The organism is Exiguobacterium sp. S3 (genome assembly GCF_018617295.1).
GTDB lineage: Bacteria > Bacillota > Bacilli > Exiguobacteriales > Exiguobacteriaceae > Exiguobacterium > Exiguobacterium profundum.
On sequence record NZ_JACSJW010000002.1, the window covers coordinates 455,434 to 472,942 of the forward strand.

The following is a 17,509-nucleotide window of genomic DNA, read 5'->3' on the forward strand; positions in this document are numbered from 1 at the left end:
CCCTACCTTCTGTATAATGAAGGTAGGGATTTTTGAAAGGGGGAAAAATTGATGAAATATCGTAGTGTGTTTGACATCATTGGTCCGGTCATGGTCGGACCGTCGAGTTCGCATACAGCAGGTGCTGCCCGCATCGGCTTGATGGCCGGGAAGTTGTTCGGGAGAACGCCGCGTACGGCGCACATCACATTTTATGGGTCGTTTGCTGACACGTATCGGGGTCACGGTACGGACGTGGCCATCGTCGGTGGAATCATGGGATTCGATACATTCGATCTGAGAATCCCACAGGCGTTAGATATCGCCCGTGAAAAAGGGATTGAGGTCATCTTTGAGACGAGTGATCTGTTGACGGATCATCCGAATACGGCCCGGGTCTTGCTCGAAGATGAATTTGGAACATTTGAGATTGTCGGAATTTCAATCGGTGGGGGAACGATTGAAATCACGGAACTGAACGGATTCCCGTTGAAACTGACAGGTGGGGGACCTGCACTCGTCGTCTTGCACCATGATCGATTCGGGGCCATCGCGGCTGTGACCGGTGTGTTGGCGAACCACCAATTAAACATTGGACATATGGAAGTGAGCCGCCATGAAAAAGGGATGCAGGCGTTGATGGCAATCGAGATTGATGAGACCATTCCTGCGGAAGTGATTGCAGAGCTGGAACGGTTACCGCAAATCGAACGGATAGCTATTTTTGGGGAATGAGGAGAATGTGTGATGTTTAAATCAGTAGAGGAATTAGTGACGATTGCAACAGAACGGAACATCCCGATTTCTGAAGTGATGATCGAGCAGGAGATGCACGTCAGACGTGCCAGTCGAGAGGACATCATCGGGATGATGGACCGAAATCTTGAAGTGATGGAGGAGGCGGTCGAACGCGCACTCCAAGGTGTCACGTCGGTTACGGGATTGACGGGGAATGATGCCGTACTCATGCAAGACTATATTCGTTCGGGCAAGTCGCTCGCGGGAGACCTCATTTTAGATGCCGTCTCGAAAGCAATTGGGACGAACGAAGTGAACGCGGCGATGGGACGAATCTGTGCGACACCGACGGCGGGAAGCGCGGGCGTCGTACCGGGAACGTTGTTTGCGGTAAAAGATCGTCTAGAAATGGACCGCGACGCGATGATCCGTTACTTGTTCACATCAGGTGCGTTCGGATTCGTCGTGGCGAACAACGCCTCGATTTCAGGGGCGGCTGGTGGATGTCAGGCCGAGGTCGGGTCGGCGACGGGCATGGCAGCCGCGGCCATCGTTGAAGCAGCTGGGGGGACACCGGACCAGTCGGCTACGGCATTTGCGATCGCCCTAAAAAATATGCTCGGTCTCGTCTGTGATCCTGTGGCGGGGTTGGTCGAAGTTCCATGCGTCAAGCGAAATGCCATGGGCGGTGCCAACGCCATTGTCGCAGCAGATATGGCGCTCGCGGGGATTACCTCACGTATTCCTTGTGACGAGGTCATCTCGGCGATGCATGAAGTGGGCCAAATGATGCCGACGGCCTTAAAAGAAACCGCTAAAGGTGGACTTGCCAATACACCGACGGCTCGTCGCCTCGAACGAAATATATTTGGAGCGAAAGAAGATGCAAAACAATGATCAACTGACGACGCTGAAAGGGGTCGGGCCAGAGATGGCCAAAAAGTTAGAAGTGATGGGACTTGTTCGAATCGAGGACGTGCTGGAGCACGTCCCGTTTCGTTATGAGAATTATAATAGTGGGACGGTGACGACGGCTGTTCATGGTGATCTCGTCAAGTGGAGCGGGACTGTCCAAGCCGAACCGCTCGTTCGCTACTATAGTAAAGGGAAGAATCGTCTCCAGTTCCGGTTGTTACTCGAAGACCGATACGCCGTCCAAGTGACGATGTTCAACCGTGCCTTCTATAAAGAAAAATTGGTGATCGGGGAGACGGTGACGGTCAAAGGGAAATGGGACATGAACCGGATGACGATCAGCGCGACCGACCTTGAATTTGGTGCCCCCTCAGGCGGACTGCAACCGATTTATTCATTACGAGCCGGGCTGACACAAAAGAATTTCAGTCGGATCGTGAAGCTCGCTTTTGAGCAGGTGAACGATTTGCCCGAACAGGTCCCGCAAGCCATTCGCGACCGCTATCGATTAGTTGACCGGATGACGATGCTACGTGGGATGCATTTTCCAGATACAGTGGAGACCTATAAACAGGCGAGACGAAGCTATGTTTATGAAGAGTGTCTCATGTATCAGTTGAAATTACAGGCGTTTCGGAAAATGGAGCGGTCAGGAAACGGTCGGGCCCTTCACCTCGATAAGCATCAATTGAACGAGTTCGTCAAACGGCTCGCATTCCCATTAACCGGAGCCCAGACAAGGGTCATCCGTGAAATCGTATCTGACCTTGAAAGACCAGAACGGATGAACCGATTGTTACAAGGGGATGTCGGGAGCGGGAAGACCGTCGTTGCCGCGATTGCCTTGTATGCGACTGTGACGGCCGGGTATCAAGGGGCTTTGATGGTGCCAACAGAAATCCTTGCCGAACAACATGCGACATCGTTACAGGAATTATTTGAACCATTTGGCATCACGATCGCCCTTTTGACGAGCTCGGTGAAAGGGAAGGCGCGCGAAGCCCTACTGACAGCAATCCGATCGGGTGACGTCGACATCATCGTCGGGACGCACGCGCTCATCCAAGGACCAGTCGAATTTTCGAATTTACATTTGGCGATCACGGACGAACAACATCGATTCGGTGTCGAACAACGGAAGAAACTTCGCGATAAAGCTGAATTCGCGGACGTCTTATATATGACCGCGACGCCGATTCCGAGGACGCTTGCCATCAGTGCGTTCGGAGAGATGGATGTTTCCACGATTGATGAGATGCCAAAAGGACGAAAGCCGATTGAAACGTATTGGGCGAAACACGACCAGATCGATCGTGTGCATGCAATGGTCGATCGGGAACTCGCACTCGGCCGTCAAGCGTATGTAATTGCACCTCTCATCGAGGAGTCGGATACACTAGAAGTGGAGAGTGCGACGGCACTGTATGAGCTGTTGAAAGAACGCTTCTCGAACTATGGTGTTGGTCTGATGCATGGGAAGCTATCGAGTACAGAAAAAGACGAGGTCATGAAATCATTCGCCGACAACGCGACACAGATTCTCGTCTCCACAACGGTCGTCGAGGTCGGGGTGAACGTTCCAAACGCTTCACTCATCATCATCCATGACGCCGAGCGTTTCGGTCTCGCGCAATTACACCAGTTGCGTGGCCGTGTCGGTCGTGGTGCCCATCAATCGTTCTGTATCCTCGTCGGGGACCCAAAGTCAGATGTCGGGAAAGTTCGACTGAAAACGATGACGGAGACGAACGATGGGTTCGTATTGGCGGAGAAAGATTTAGAGTTACGTGGGGCTGGTGATTTCTTCGGGACCGCACAAAGTGGTCTCCCAAGTTTCCGGGTCGCCGATCCCGTTCTCGATTTGAAAGTGATGGAAGTGGCCATGCAAGATGCCGTGAAACTTCTCGGAAGCGACGCCTTTTGGCATGACGCCCAATATGAAGGGTTACGTGGCTATTTGAAACAACTCGACCTTCTCGTTGGGGAAAGGTTAGAATAGTACTTGAAAATGACGACTAAAGAATATATACTGCTATTAGTACCAGGTATTAAGTTCTTTAGCGATTAGTTTAGGAGGGAACTGAATGCGGGTACCTAAGAAAGAGCGGCAACGCTTGTTACAAGAAACGATTGAGCATAACCCGTTCATCAAAGACGAAGAACTGTCAAAACAGTTTTCTGTCAGCATCCAGACGATTCGACTCGACCGGATGGAATTAAAAATTCCGGAAGTGAGGGAACGGATCAAACATGTGGCTTCCGAACATCTCGATGAAGTCAAATCGCTTTCAATGAGCGAGGTCATCGGTGATATGATTGACTTGAAGCTAGATGACTCTGCGATCTCAGTCCTAGATATAGAAAAAGAACACGTCTTTAGCCGCAACGAGATTGCCCGTGGACATGTCTTGTTCGCGCAAGCCAACTCGTTAGCGGTGGCGCTCATCAATGATGAATTGGCGTTGACCACTAAAGCGGACATTCGCTTCAGTCGCCAAGTCCATCTTGGAGAGCGAGTCGTTGCCAAGGCTCGTGTGATGAAACTACGAGGGGACGGGAGAACGGACGTCACAGTTGAAAGTTATGTCGGTGAGGAGTGCGTCTTTGATGGCGACTTCACGATTTACCGACGTGGTGAGGAGGAGCAAGCATGAAGTTAGCGATTGATGCAATGGGTGGCGATCACGCACCGAAGGCGATTGTAGAAGGTGTGAAACGGTTGGTCGCGCAATATCCGAACGAGTCGATGGAACTCTTTTTAGTCGGTGATGAGGTGAAAATTGCCTCATACGGTCTTGATGACCCTCGAGTGACGGTCGTTCCAGCCAGTGAGATCATCACAGGCGAAGACGAACCGGTACGGGCGGTGCGCCGTAAGAAGGACAGCTCGCTCGTCGTGGCAGCTCAGCTCGTCAAAGAAGGAAAAGCGGATGCTCTCGTGTCTGCCGGGAATACCGGCGCATTGATGGCGGCGTCTCTTTTCATCATCGGACGGATCCCGGGAATCGAGCGTCCGGCATTATCTCCGACGTTCCCTACATATACTGGTAGTGGTGTCGTCGTCCTGGATGTCGGAGCGAATCCGGATGCAAAAGCTGAACACCTCGTCGACTATGCGATTATGGGTTCACTGTATGCGGAACATGTGCGTGGCATCAAGACACCGCGTGTCGCTCTTCTCAATATCGGGACAGAAGCGGGTAAAGGAAATGCGCTGACAAAAGAAGCGTTCCCCCTCCTTGAACAGGCACCTGTCCATTTTGTTGGGAATGTCGAAGCGCGTGAAGCGATGTCAGGTGACGTGGACGTCATCGTGACCGAAGGATTTGCCGGAAACATCTTGTTAAAGGGTGTGGAGGGCTCCTCTTCGATGCTCATGAAGATGATGAAAGAACAATTCACGAGTGACCTTGTATCTAAACTCGCCGCTCTCATCTTAAAACCGAAATTGAGACGATTAAAAGAAACGCTGGATTATCGCGAACACGGAGGAGCCGGATTATTCGGGATCAATGCGCCGGTCATCAAGGCGCATGGGTCGAGCGATGCACTCGCCATCATGAGTGCGTTGAAACAGGCGAAAATCATGGTAGATCACGATGTCGTGGAAAAAATCAAGCGTGCCAAAGCGATAGACTAAGCGAAAGCAGGTGAAGATATGGGGAAAGTAGCATGGGTGTTTCCGGGGCAAGGTTCTCAAGCCGTTGGAATGGGACAAACCTTTTTAAATCACCCTGAAACGCTTCAAGCAATCGGACGTCGACTCGGGTTTGACCTCCTTGAAGTCATGTCATCCGGGTCGAAGGAAGACCTACAAGAAACGGAAGTGGCACAGCCGGCCATCGTGGCGCACGCCTCGCTCCTGGCGCAAGCCTATGCGAAGAGCGGTGCGGCACCAGATGTCGTCATCGGGCATAGTGTCGGTGAATATGCGGCGCTCGTCAGTGCGGGTGTCATCGATCTTGAAGAGGCGACCGTCCTCGTCCGAGCACGTGGGCAGTTGATGTCTGAAGTGAAGGATGGAACGATGGCGGCAGTCGTCGGGATGACCGATCTTCAAGAGGCGCTCCATATCACTGAAAAGATCAGTGCGAGCGGGAATTTAGTTCAAATCGCCAACTTGAATTGTCCTGGTCAATTCGTGATTTCAGGGCATGTCGACGCGGTCGAACAAGCGGGCGTGGAATTGAAGGCTGCCGGTGCGAAGCGGGTATTGCCGTTAAACGTATCTGGAGCGTTCCATAGTTCCTACATGATGCCGGCGGCAACGCGTTTCCAAGATGTCCTCGCCTCGTCACCATTTGAAGCGGCTTCCGTAGACTTGATTTCGAACGTGGACGCGGCGGTGCATCGTGACCCTGAACAGTTGAAGGCGTTATTGACGAAACAACTGTATTCGTCTGTCCGCTTTGAAGATTGTGTGCGCAAGGCGATTGCAGACGGGGTAGACACGTTCATCGAGTTCGGTCCATCTTCACCGCTTTCAGGATTGATTAAACGAATCGACTCGAACGTTTCGATTCAAAAGGCGACCACGCTCGAAGAAGTCGCCTCGTTAGGAGGAGAAGTACGTGCATGATCAAGTGGCGATCGTGACAGGGGCGTCCCGGGGAATCGGGGCGGCCATCGCGAAACGTTTAGGGGAAGACGGCTTTCGGGTCGTCGTGAACTACTCGGGTAGTGAACAAAAGGCGAATGATGTCGTGGCCATGATCACGGAGGCAGGCGGCGAAGCCATCGCCGTGAAAGCAGACGTATCAAATGCTGACGATGTCAAAGCGCTCGTCAAGACGACAGTCGATACGTTCGGACGCGTCGATTGTCTCGTCAACAATGCAGGAATCACGCGTGACGGGTTACTCATGCGGATGAAAGAAGCCGATTTCGAAGATGTGCTATCGACGAACTTAAAAGGCGCCTTTTTGACATCACAAGCCGTCACGAGACCTTTGCTCAAGTCGAAAGCAGGTCGAATCATCAACATCGCCTCGGTTGTCGGGATTACCGGCAATGCAGGACAAGCGAACTATGCGGCTGCAAAAGCAGGGTTGATCGGATTGACAAAATCGGTGGCGCGCGAACTCGCGGGACGTCACGTGACGGTCAATGCCGTCTGTCCAGGGTTCATTCAAACGGATATGACCGATGCCTTGACAGATGCTCAACGAGAGGCTACACTCGAGCAAATTCCGTTCAACCGTTTCGGACAGGTGGAGGATGTGGCGAATCTTGTCTCCTTCCTCGCTTCGGAACAAGCGGCTTATGTGACCGGGCAGACGATTGCCGTCGATGGCGGCATGACGATGGCGTAAAAGAGAACTTTACCAACAGACTGACATTTAATATACTTACCTTTGGAGGGATTTTATCATGACAAAAGAACAAATTTTAGTAGACGTACAAGAAGCAGTTGCTGAGAAGCTCGGGAAAGACGTATCTGAGATCACAGCAGAGAAATCGTTCAAGGATGACCTTGGTGCGGATTCACTTGAAGTAATGGAAATGGTGATGGACCTCGAAGACAAATTCGACATCACGATCGAAGACGAAGACGCTGAGAAGCTCGCGACTGTTGGCGACGTAGTGGCTTACATCGAAACAAAATTGTAATCAAGCCATCCCACCGCTCGGTTCCGGGCGGTGGGCTTGTGCTTATTCATGGAGGGAACTATGACAAAAGACAAACGACGGTTTGACCGTCAAGGGTCGGCGCAGCGACGTCGGCGTCAGGAGATGGAACGAGCACGCATCTTGGAACTATTTAAATCATTGGAAGAACGGTTAGACGTTCAATTTTCGAATCACGACTTGTTGATGCAGGCGTTCACACACTCATCTTATGTGAATGAGCAACGCGGGTTACGAAAAGACAATGAACGTTTAGAATTTTTAGGGGATGCTGTTTTAGAACTGACCGTATCTCGCTTTCTCTATGAGACTTATCCGGAGCGCTCCGAGGGGGAATTGACGAAATTACGAGCGGCGATCGTATGCGAACCGTCACTCGTGAATTTTGCGGAAGCTTATGCTTTCTCTGACTTCATCTTGCTTGGGAAAGGTGAAGAGTTGACCGGTGGACGAAAACGTCCGGCACTGCTTGCCGATGTGTTCGAATCCTATATCGGTGCTCTTTATTTGGACCAGGGAATTGAGGCCGTCGAACGATTCCTCGCCGAAGCGGTTTTTCCGAAAGTCTTAGCGGGAGTATTTGAAGAACAGACCGATTTCAAGAGCCAGTTACAGGAGAGCGTTCAACGGGAAGGACTCGGACCTGTTTCGTATGAAATCATCGAGGAACGCGGACCGGCGCATAGCCGGGAATTCGTCGCACATGCACGCCTCAGCGACGACATCGTCGGTGAAGGGGTCGGACGTTCGAAAAAAGAAGCCGAGCAATTGGCTGCCAAAGAAGCGCTTATTGCCTTTAACCGGCGCTACGCAGATTTATAAACAAAAGGAGTGGACCGCTTAGGGATCCACTCCTTTTCATGTCAATTGACCGAGTTCTTCGACGATACCATCGACTTCCGACAAAGAGAGCGAAGAGCGTGTCATCACATACTCGTAAATCTCTTTCACCGCTGACGGATCAGCCGCATTATATTCTTCCGCTTTGATCGCACCGCGGTTAATAATGTTCATCTTATCCAAAATGGCTTCAATCATCTGTTCATTCGTCATCTGTATTCCCCTTTCTACAGTTCTTTTTAGAATAGCATGATTCGGGCATTTTGACGAACTGTTAACTGTGGTAAAATATACAGATGAATGCTTACTGCGGATAGGATGGTCACGATGCACTTAAAACGAATCGAACTCGCTGGCTTTAAATCATTTGCCAAGCGAATTGAATTAGATTTCCGTCCCGGCGTCACGGCTGTTGTAGGGCCGAACGGGAGCGGGAAATCCAATATATCGGACGCTGTTCGCTGGGTACTCGGAGAACAGTCGGCCAAATCACTTCGTGGTGCCAAGATGGAAGATGTCATCTTTGCCGGAAGTGAAGGAGAGAACCACCGAAATGTCGCCGAAGTCACGCTCGTCCTCGATAATCGAGACGAACAGTTACGTCTCCCATATGAAGAAGTGAGTGTGACCCGTCGCGTGACCCGAAGTGGGGACAGCGACTATTTTATGAATAAAAAACCATGTCGGTTAAAAGATGTGATTGATTTGTTTATGGATACAGGTCTTTCACGAGATGCGTTCGCCATCATCGGACAAGGGCGGGTCGAACAGGTCATTTCCGGGAAACCGGAAGAGCGCCGTGCCGTCATCGAAGAGGCCGCCGGCGTACTGAAATATCGTCAGCGAAAAAAACAGGCTGAACGCAAGTTACAGGACACCGAATTAAACTTGTCCCGAGTCGACGACATTTTGTTCGAGTTGGCGGACCGAGTCGAACCGCTCCGTGAACAGGCGGCACTCGCGCGGGAGTACAAAGTCGCCAAAGCGAGGCATGATGAACTCGAAACGGGAATCATGGGCGCAGAAATTCAATTGCTCCAACAGGAGATTGAGCAAGTGTCGGCACGTCACGTGGAATCGGTTCAACAGTTATCTGACTGTGACCGTTCGGTACGTGACCTCACGGAGGAACGTAGCGGGCTCGAAGCAACGCTTGCTGAGTTGCGTGAAGAATTGACAGAGCTCAACCAAAACGAACGGGAGCACTCGACCTATGTCGAGCGCTTGACGGGTGACATCAAGCTCGCAAAAGCACAAGAAGAACATGGTGCCGAGATGAAAGAACGCCTCATTCGTCAACGTGAAGAAGTACGTGCGGAGATGACCGAGCTTGAAGCGCGGTTGAAGGTCGTTCGTGAAGAACTTGACCAAAAAGGAAACACGTTGAAACAAACGACTGCGACGAGAGAGACGCTTCAACAACAGTTGACAGCCGCCTCTCGTGATTTCAATGCTGAAATTGAAGCGTTACAAAGTGAGGCGTTTGAACTCGCGACAACGAAAGCGACAATCGGTAACCAACAAAAGCGGGAACAACGAGATATCGATGTCGCCGTCGAGTCGAAAGAACGCCTTCTTCGCGAGAACAAACATCGTCTCGAGGATCGTTCCTCGCAGGAAGCGACGCTTTTGACGACTCGAGAACAGTATGAAGTGGTGCAAAGTCGCTTTGAACAACTGAGTAAAAAAGAAACGGAACTTCGGGACGAAGAGACGTCAATTCGTGAAAAACGTACCCGAGCCGAATCGTCTTATTACGATCTCGAACGTCGCCGTCAGAAGACGGAAGACCGAATCGAGATGCTCGAACGGATGAAGCAATCGTATGAAGGCTATTTCCATGCGGTCAAGTTCGTCTTAAAAGACCGCTCACCAGGTGTCCTTGGTGCTGTCGCCGAATTGATTCGTGTCCGTCCTTCGTATGAAGCGGCAATCGAAACGGCACTTGGGCAGACGCAGCAGCATGTGGTCGTACAAGATGAGTCAGTGGGGCGCCGTGAAATTGACAAATTACGAAAAGCAAACGCAGGACGGGCGACATTCTTGCCGATGACGACGATCAAACCGAGATTCGTGCCGAGTGACGTGTTCGATCGACTCGACTCGATGAACGGATTTGTCGGGGTGGCGTCGGAACTCGTTGAAACAGATGCATCATACGAGACGTTGAAAAAGTCGTTGCTCGGTTCGGTGCTCGTGGCTGAGACACTTGAAGTCGCGAACCGCATCGCACAATCGACGGGTTATCGTTTCCGTGTCGTCACGTTAGAAGGGGACATCGTCAACGTCGGTGGTTCGATGACGGGTGGTAGTCGCAAGCAGGGCGTGGCCCTGTTCACGCAGTCGCGCGAATTGGATGACTTGAAACAAGGTCTCACCCAAGGGCTCGCCATGTTGCATGAACAAAAAACACGTCTTCAAGAGTATACAGAACAGTTGACGGACATTACGCGTCAATTATCTGAACTTCGGGATGAGAAACGTTCCGTTGAAACGAACCTCCGTGAAGTCGAGTCGGCCTATCGTACTGCGGAACGTGCCTCGCTCGATGCCAAGTCACAACTGGAACTGTTCGATCATGAAATGATGCGCTACGAGCGGACGATTGAGACAGCGACTGCCGAATTAGAGCGACTGACGATTGAATTGGCCGACACAGACCGCGCACAAGCTGACATTCGTTCTCGTCTCGAATCGCTTCGGGCAGAGCAGGCGAAAAGTGCTGAGAGCACGGGCCAACTGGAATCGATGCTTCGTCAAAACGAGCTCGATCTTCAGCGTCACACGCTCGAAGAAGAACGGGTCCGATATGAATTGGACCGTTTGACGACCGAACAAAATCGTCTGCAGGAACGAAGCGATCAGATGGAGCGTGAACTGAAGCGGCTCGAGAGTGGAGAAGTCGTGTCGTCTATGGAACTTGAGGCGACGCTTGCCACTGCCAAACTGGATTTCACAGAAATTCAAGAGCGGCTTCAAGAAGTGACGGCAACACTCAAGACGAACGAAGAGGCGTATCGGATCATACGTCAACGGGTCGATCAGGCAACGGAGGCAAGACGTCAAGCAGAAGCTGTCGTCCGAAAACTCGAAACGGCAAAACAAGAATTCGAGCTGAAACGACAATGGAAGCTCGATGCATTAGAAGAGAACGGACTCGTTGCAGAACTATTGCCGGCACTCGAGATTCCACTAGAAGAGGCGAAAGAGGAATTCAAGTTGCTCGTTCGTCAAATCGAAGAGATCGGACCGGTCAATCTGAATGCGATCGAAGAGTTTGATAGTGTCCACGAACGGTTCACATTCTTATCCGAGCAACGGGATGACCTCGTCAGTGCAAAAGAGGATTTATATGAGATCATCGCCGAAATGGACCGAGAAGTGACACGCCTCTTCAAAGAGACGTATACGAGCGTCCGGGCGCACTTCAAACAGACGTTCACTGAGCTCTTCGGTGGCGGGGAAGCGGATTTGAAATTGGTCGACGAATCGGATTTGTTGAACACAGGAATCGAAATCGTCGCCAAACCACCGGGTAAAAAGTTACAGACACTCAGTCTGTTGTCTGGTGGGGAGCGTGCGCTGACGGCCATCGCCTTATTGTTTGCGATTTTGAAGACGCGTCCGGTACCGTTCTGTGTCCTCGATGAAGTCGAGGCGGCCCTTGACGAGGCGAACGTGCATCGTTTCGGAGAATACATTCGGACGTTGTCGATCGACACGCAGTTCGTCATCATCACGCACCGTAAAGGGACGATGGAAGCGGCGGACACACTATATGGCGTCACGATGCAACAGAACGGGGTGTCCGAGGTATTATCGGTCGAACTGTCTGAAGCAAAACGTGTCGTTGAAATGGATGAAGAGATGGAGGAATCACGTTGAGCTTTTTCAAGAAATTAAAAGAGAAATTGACGACATCTACCCAAGAGGTGTCACAGAAGTTTACAGATGGGTTGACGAAGACACGTGACGGCTTTGCAAGTGCCGTCAACGACCTCGTCTATCGCTTCCGCGAGGTGGATGAAGATTTCTTTGATGAACTCGAAGATTTACTCATTCAAGCGGACGTCGGCGTCACGACGACGATGGACCTCGTCGAAGATTTGAAAGAAGAAGTGAAGCGACGTAATTTGAAGGACCCGGTCGCGGTGCGTGACGCACTCGTCGAAGTGGTGGCGAACCGCCTCCAAGAGGATGAATCGGACCGTGAACTGAATATGCAGGACGGACTCACGGTCATCTTGTTTGTCGGCGTCAATGGTGTCGGAAAGACGACGACCATCGGCAAGCTGGCGCACCAGTTGAAATCTGAAGGGCGTACCGTCATGCTCGCGGCAGGCGATACGTTCCGTGCCGGCGCCATCGAGCAACTTCAAGTATGGGGAGAACGTGTCGGGGTACCCGTCATTCGTCAAACGGAAGGGTCTGACCCGGCTGCCGTCGTCTTTGACGCCGTTCAAGCCGCCAAGTCACGTAACATGGACGTCTTGATTTGTGATACGGCGGGACGTCTTCAAAATAAGGTGAATCTAATGAAAGAACTTGAAAAAGTCAAACGAGTCATTGAGCGGGAAGTACCGAACGGACCGCACGAGGTATTGCTCGCATTAGACGCGACGACGGGGCAAAACGCCATGGTTCAAGCGAAAGCGTTCAAAGAAGCGACGAACGTGAGTGGAATCGTCCTCACGAAGCTCGATGGGACGGCCAAAGGCGGAATTGTCTTAGCGATTCGGAACGAACTCGATATCCCGGTCAAGTATGTCGGCCTTGGAGAGAAGATTGACGATTTACAGGAGTTTGATCCAGAACAGTTCGTCCTTGGATTGTTCGGTGACGTTTTTGAAGACAAGAACGAGGAAGCTTTGACAGAAAAAGAGGACACAAACGAGGACCTCGCCTAAGTTTTGCTGTTAAGAAAAAAACTTGACAAGTACTAGGCACGGCTGTACTATAGGTAGTTGTAAAGGGATTTCACTTAACATGTGGAGGTGAAAGGTTTGACGCTCGAAAAAACGAATCGCATGAACTATCTCATCGATTTCTATCAAGCGCTCCTCACACCGAAACAGCGCAACTATATGTCTCTTTATTACCTAGATGACTACTCGCTCGGAGAGATTGCGGAAGAGTTTGAAGTCAGCCGTCAAGCGGTCTACGATAACATAAAGCGTACAGAAACGATGCTTGAACAGTACGAGGAAAAGCTAGCCCTATTCGAAAAGTTCGAACAGCGCCAGCAACTTCTTCAGACCCTCAAACGTCAAGTCGAGCTCACCGATGACGTGAGCGCCACGATTTCTGCGCTTGAGAATTTAGAGTAGGGGGCTGAAGCATGGCATTTGAAGGATTATCAGAACGATTGCAATCGACACTTTCAAAAATGCGCGGTAAAGGGAAAATCTCGGAGGCCGATGTCAAAGAGATGATGCGTGAGGTACGCCTCGCCCTCCTCGAAGCCGACGTCAACTTTAAAGTCGTCAAGCAATTCGTCAATGACGTGAAGGAGCGCGCCGTTGGTCAGGATGTCATGAAATCATTGACGCCAGGTCAACAAGTCGTCAAAATCGTTCACGAAGAGTTGTCGAACTTGATGGGAAGCGATGTCGTCCCGATCACATTCAGTCAGAAACCACCGACAGTCGTCATGATGGTCGGTCTGCAAGGGGCAGGGAAAACGACAACGACCGGGAAGCTAGCGAACTTGATTCGCAAAAAGCATAACCGAAGTCCTCTTCTCGTCGCGGCGGACATTTACCGTCCGGCGGCAATCAAGCAGCTCGAGACACTCGGAAAACAACTCGATTTACCGGTCTTCTCACTTGGTGATCAAGTGAAGCCGGAAGAGATTGTGACGAAGGCACTCGAGTACGCAAAAACAAATCATCACGATTTCGTGTTGATCGATACGGCCGGTCGCCTTCATATCGATGAGACGCTTATGGGCGAGCTCGAAAATGTGAAGACGATTGCCAAACCAAATGAGATCTTCCTCGTCGTCGATTCGATGACGGGTCAAGATGCGGTCAATGTGGCCGACAGTTTCAATGAGAAACTCGGAATCACCGGGGTCGTGCTCACAAAGCTCGACGGAGATACACGAGGCGGGGCAGCCCTTTCGATCAAGGCAGTCACGGGAGCGCCGATTAAATTCGTCGGTCTCGGAGAAAAGTTGGATGCCCTCGAACCATTCCACCCGGAACGCATGGCGTCACGGATCCTTGGAATGGGGGACGTGCTCTCGCTCATTGAAAAAGCCGAGACACAGATGGACCAAGACGCAGCGAAGGAGCTTGAAAGCAAAATTCGTGACGCGTCATTCACGTTCGATGATTTCATTGAACAGTTGGCCCAAGTGAAAAACATGGGACCAATTGATGAATTACTTTCGATGTTACCTGGTGCAGGTAAGATGAAAGGGTTGAAGAACGTCCAAATCGACGAGAAACAACTCGATCACGTCGAAGCGATCATTCGCTCGATGACGAAACATGAGCGCGCCAATCCGGAAGTGCTCAACGCGAGTCGTCGTAAGCGGATCGCAAAAGGGAGCGGTCGCTCGATTCAAGAAGTGAACCGTCTCATCAAACAGTTCGATGACATGAAGAAGATGATGAAACAAATGTCAGGACAAATGAAAGGGAAGAAAAAAGGCCTTGGCCTTCCATTCTTCTAACAAAACCTTTTGTCAGTCGAACGAAAAAGCTGTATACTATAAAAGTTGTCAATTCTTAAACACATGATGGAGGTATATTACCATGGCAGTTAAAATTCGTCTTAAGCGCATGGGCGCAAAAAAATCACCTTTCTACCGTATCGTTGTAGCAGACTCACGTTCACCACGTGACGGTCGCTTCATCGAGCAAGTTGGTCACTACAACCCGGTTGCAAAACCAGAAGCTGAAGTTCGCATCAACGAAGAACTCGCTCTCAAATGGTTGGCAGACGGCGCGAAGCCATCTGACACAGTACGTAACTTGTTCTCTAAAGCAGGGATCATGGAGAAATTCCACAACGCGAAAAACGCGAAGTAATGATGTGGCCGACCTTTTCTGAGGTCGGCCTATTTTGTTGAGGAGGGAATAGAGATGGACTGGTTATATGTAGGGAAAATCGCCAATACGCACGGCCTGAAAGGGGAAGTGAAGATTTTGGCGGCGACAGACTTTCCAGAAGAACGATTTAAAAAAGGAAACACGTTGTTCCTTGATGTCGACGGAACGAAACAGGAAATGACGATCACGACGTATCGTCCGCATAAGCAATTTCACCTCGTCACGTTCAAAGGGTTTGACAATATCAATCTCATTGAAAAATATAAAGGGCTGAAACTGTATGTCCACGCCGAACACGTCCACGATTTGGACGAACATGAATTTTATTATCATGAAATCATCGGCTGCGAGGCTGTCGTGGATGGGGAAGTCATCGGTGTCGTCGACGACATCTTTGAAACGAACGGAGCGAACGATGTCTGGGTCATCAAACGACCAGGCAAGTCGGATGCGCTCATCCCTTATATCGAATCGGTCGTCCAAGAGATCGATGTCGATGCGAGACGTGTCGTCATCACGCCAATCCCAGGAATGATTGACGATGAAGATTGATGTATTGACGTTGTTCCCCGAGATGTTTCATGCGCTCGATCACTCCATCGTCGGTCGAGCGAAGACGCTCGGGCAAGTGGAGATGTCGTTCCTCAACTTCCGGGACTTTTCAACGAACAAGCATCACAAGGTCGACGATTATCCGTACGGCGGGGGCGCGGGCATGCTGCTCACCCCACAGCCGATCTTTGATGCGTTTCATTCCCTTGAGGCGAAGAGCCCACGGGTCATTCTCACGACACCTACCGGAAAACCGTTCAATCAACGAATGGCCGAAGAATGGGCGAAGGAGGAACATCTGGTCTTTCTATGTGGACACTATGAAGGGTTCGATCAACGGATTCATGATGAACTGGCGACCGACGAGGTGTCGATCGGTGACTTCGTTTTGACAGGTGGAGAGCTTGCGACAATGGTCATGATCGATGCGACCGTAAGGCTCATTCCGGATGTCCTTAATGCTCAGGCGAGCCATGAAGACGACTCGTTCTCGACAGGTCTCTTGGAATACCCGCACTATACGCGACCGGCTGATTTTCGTGGATTGACCGTGCCGGACGTCCTCTTGTCGGGAAATCACGCCCGAATCGAGGCGTGGCGCCGGGAGCAATCGCTCGAACGCACGTATCGACGACGTCCGGATTTGCTCGAACATGTCGAGTTGACGGATGTCGATAAAAAGTTCCTGCAATCGTTGCGCGATTGAGAAATATATGCTATGTTTGAGCATGTGGGTTAAACCCATCGATTACCGATGTTCCGCTATTGGATGCTTGGGCATATGAAGATATGAACATTGAAGAAAAAGGAGATATGATTCATGAACACACAAAAACTGTTCCGTGAAATCACAGAAGAACAATTCAAATCGGACGTACCTGCTTTCCGTCCTGGTGACACTGTACGTGTCCACGTTAAAGTTGTAGAGGGAACGCGTGAGCGTATCCAGATCTTCGAAGGTGTTGTAATCAAGCGTAAAGGTGGCGGCATCAGCGAAACATTCACAGTCCGTAAGATTTCTTACGGCGTAGGTGTTGAGCGTGCATTCCCGCTTCACTCACCACGCGTTGCACAAATCGAAGTCGTACGCTACGGTAAAGTTCGCCGTGCGAAACTTTACTACCTCCGTAACCTTCGCGGTAAAGCAGCACGTATTAAAGAAATCCGTCGTTAAGATGGGAATTAAGCTTGTCGCTTGCGACAAGCTTCTTTTTTTCTAGTACAATAAGTTCAAATGGATAGAGGAGTGAGTGAAGTTGAAAGAAGTGTTTAGTTGGCTAAAAGCCATCGTCGTCGCTCTTGTCATCGCGTTCGTCATCCGGACGTTCATCTTCGTTCCTGTCATCGTTGAAGGAGAGTCGATGATGCCGACACTCCACAATGCGGATCGAATGATCGTCAGTAAAATTTCGAACTATGTTGGGGAGCTAGACCGAGGCGATATCGTCGTATTCCATGCGACAGAATCAAAAGATTATATTAAACGTGTCATCGCCATCCCAGGCGACACGCTCGAATATCGAGATGATGTACTTTATATTAACGGTGAAGCGGTCGAAGAGCCGTATTTAGACGAGTTTCGTGCCCAGATGAACGGGTTCCCGTTGACGGAGAACTTCACACTCGAACAAGTGACGGGTGAGTCGGTCGTTCCAGAGGAATCGTATTTCGTCATGGGAGACAATCGTCAAAACTCGAAAGACAGCCGTGAGATCGGATTTGTGTCGAAAGAGGAGATTGTCGGCAAGACGAACTTCATCTTCTGGCCACTCGATGATGTTGGCACGGTAGAAGATTAA

General features: G+C 50.7%; 19 protein-coding genes. 18 read left to right on the plus strand and 1 reads right to left on the minus strand.

Annotated features, from left to right (window positions below; translation table 11 throughout):
* The first annotated feature begins 51 nt into the window (after nt 1-51).
* From sdaAB to rnc, 9 genes are all read left to right on the plus strand, one after another.
* The gene (sdaAB, locus tag KNO65_RS07285; RefSeq protein ID WP_047795429.1) at nt 52-714 is read left to right on the plus strand and encodes an L-serine ammonia-lyase, iron-sulfur-dependent subunit beta; all 663 of its coding nucleotides are present in this window, start codon (nt 52-54) and stop codon (nt 712-714) included.
* A gap of 12 nt (nt 715-726) precedes the next feature.
* Nucleotides 727-1,614 (plus strand): L-serine ammonia-lyase, iron-sulfur-dependent, subunit alpha, encoded by an 888-nt coding sequence (gene sdaAA, locus KNO65_RS07290; protein ID WP_015881353.1) that lies wholly within the window; start codon nt 727-729, stop codon nt 1,612-1,614.
* Complete coding sequence (gene recG, locus KNO65_RS07295; protein WP_214782900.1) at nt 1,601-3,631, plus strand: ATP-dependent DNA helicase RecG; 2,031 nt, start codon at nt 1,601-1,603, stop codon at nt 3,629-3,631. The genes sdaAA and recG overlap by 14 nt, the downstream gene beginning before the upstream one ends.
* A gap of 85 nt (nt 3,632-3,716) precedes the next feature.
* Complete coding sequence (fapR, locus tag KNO65_RS07300) at nt 3,717-4,286, plus strand: transcription factor FapR (protein WP_015881355.1); 570 nt, start codon at nt 3,717-3,719, stop codon at nt 4,284-4,286.
* On the plus strand, nt 4,283-5,272 hold the full coding sequence (gene plsX / locus KNO65_RS07305; protein WP_214782903.1) for a phosphate acyltransferase PlsX: 990 nt from the start codon (nt 4,283-4,285) through the stop codon (nt 5,270-5,272). Before fapR ends, plsX begins: the two co-directional genes overlap by 4 nt.
* Before the next feature lie 18 nt (nt 5,273-5,290).
* Nucleotides 5,291-6,211: an ACP S-malonyltransferase gene (gene fabD, locus KNO65_RS07310; protein WP_214782907.1), complete on the plus strand. Its 921-nt coding sequence runs from the start codon at nt 5,291-5,293 to the stop codon at nt 6,209-6,211.
* On the plus strand, nt 6,204-6,944 hold the full coding sequence (fabG, locus tag KNO65_RS07315) for a 3-oxoacyl-[acyl-carrier-protein] reductase (protein ID WP_015881358.1): 741 nt from the start codon (nt 6,204-6,206) through the stop codon (nt 6,942-6,944). The genes fabD and fabG overlap by 8 nt, the downstream gene beginning before the upstream one ends.
* A 58-nt stretch (nt 6,945-7,002) precedes the next feature.
* Nucleotides 7,003-7,242, plus strand: a complete 240-nt coding sequence (acpP, locus tag KNO65_RS07320; protein ID WP_015881359.1) for an acyl carrier protein — start codon at nt 7,003-7,005, stop codon at nt 7,240-7,242.
* Between the two features lie 123 nt (nt 7,243-7,365).
* Complete coding sequence (gene rnc, locus KNO65_RS07325; RefSeq protein ID WP_035387821.1) at nt 7,366-8,082, plus strand: ribonuclease III; 717 nt, start codon at nt 7,366-7,368, stop codon at nt 8,080-8,082.
* A gap of 36 nt (nt 8,083-8,118) precedes the next feature.
* Here the strand turns inward: rnc and KNO65_RS07330 are convergent, their stop codons facing one another.
* Entirely contained in the window at nt 8,119-8,313 is a 195-nt protein-coding gene (locus KNO65_RS07330) for a DUF1128 family protein (protein ID WP_015881361.1), read from the minus strand.
* A gap of 114 nt (nt 8,314-8,427) precedes the next feature.
* Between KNO65_RS07330 and smc the strand changes: the two genes are divergently transcribed.
* From smc to lepB, 9 genes are all read left to right on the plus strand, one after another.
* Nucleotides 8,428-11,985 carry a chromosome segregation protein SMC gene (gene smc, locus KNO65_RS07335; RefSeq protein WP_214782910.1) on the plus strand — a complete coding sequence of 1,186 codons (3,558 nt, stop codon included), beginning with the start codon at nt 8,428-8,430 and terminating at the stop codon, nt 11,983-11,985.
* Nucleotides 11,982-13,007 carry a signal recognition particle-docking protein FtsY gene (gene ftsY / locus KNO65_RS07340; protein WP_214782913.1) on the plus strand — a complete coding sequence of 342 codons (1,026 nt, stop codon included), beginning with the start codon at nt 11,982-11,984 and terminating at the stop codon, nt 13,005-13,007. The genes smc and ftsY overlap by 4 nt, the downstream gene beginning before the upstream one ends.
* A 96-nt stretch (nt 13,008-13,103) precedes the next feature.
* The gene (locus KNO65_RS07345; RefSeq protein ID WP_015881364.1) at nt 13,104-13,427 is read left to right on the plus strand and encodes a putative DNA-binding protein; all 324 of its coding nucleotides are present in this window, start codon (nt 13,104-13,106) and stop codon (nt 13,425-13,427) included.
* Nucleotides 13,428-13,438: 11 nt separating this feature from the next.
* The gene (gene ffh, locus KNO65_RS07350; protein ID WP_031421628.1) at nt 13,439-14,779 is read left to right on the plus strand and encodes a signal recognition particle protein; all 1,341 of its coding nucleotides are present in this window, start codon (nt 13,439-13,441) and stop codon (nt 14,777-14,779) included.
* An 82-nt stretch (nt 14,780-14,861) separates the two neighbouring features.
* The gene (rpsP, locus tag KNO65_RS07355; RefSeq protein ID WP_015881366.1) at nt 14,862-15,137 is read left to right on the plus strand and encodes a 30S ribosomal protein S16; all 276 of its coding nucleotides are present in this window, start codon (nt 14,862-14,864) and stop codon (nt 15,135-15,137) included.
* Nucleotides 15,138-15,191: 54 nt separating this feature from the next.
* The gene (rimM, locus tag KNO65_RS07360) at nt 15,192-15,710 is read left to right on the plus strand and encodes a ribosome maturation factor RimM (RefSeq protein ID WP_047795422.1); all 519 of its coding nucleotides are present in this window, start codon (nt 15,192-15,194) and stop codon (nt 15,708-15,710) included.
* Nucleotides 15,700-16,416, plus strand: a complete 717-nt coding sequence (gene trmD / locus KNO65_RS07365; RefSeq protein ID WP_031421631.1) for a tRNA (guanosine(37)-N1)-methyltransferase TrmD — start codon at nt 15,700-15,702, stop codon at nt 16,414-16,416. Before rimM ends, trmD begins: the two co-directional genes overlap by 11 nt.
* Before the next feature lie 114 nt (nt 16,417-16,530).
* Nucleotides 16,531-16,884, plus strand: a complete 354-nt coding sequence (gene rplS, locus KNO65_RS07370) for a 50S ribosomal protein L19 (protein WP_015881369.1) — start codon at nt 16,531-16,533, stop codon at nt 16,882-16,884.
* Between the two features lie 82 nt (nt 16,885-16,966).
* The gene (lepB, locus tag KNO65_RS07375) at nt 16,967-17,509 is read left to right on the plus strand and encodes a signal peptidase I (protein ID WP_015881370.1); all 543 of its coding nucleotides are present in this window, start codon (nt 16,967-16,969) and stop codon (nt 17,507-17,509) included.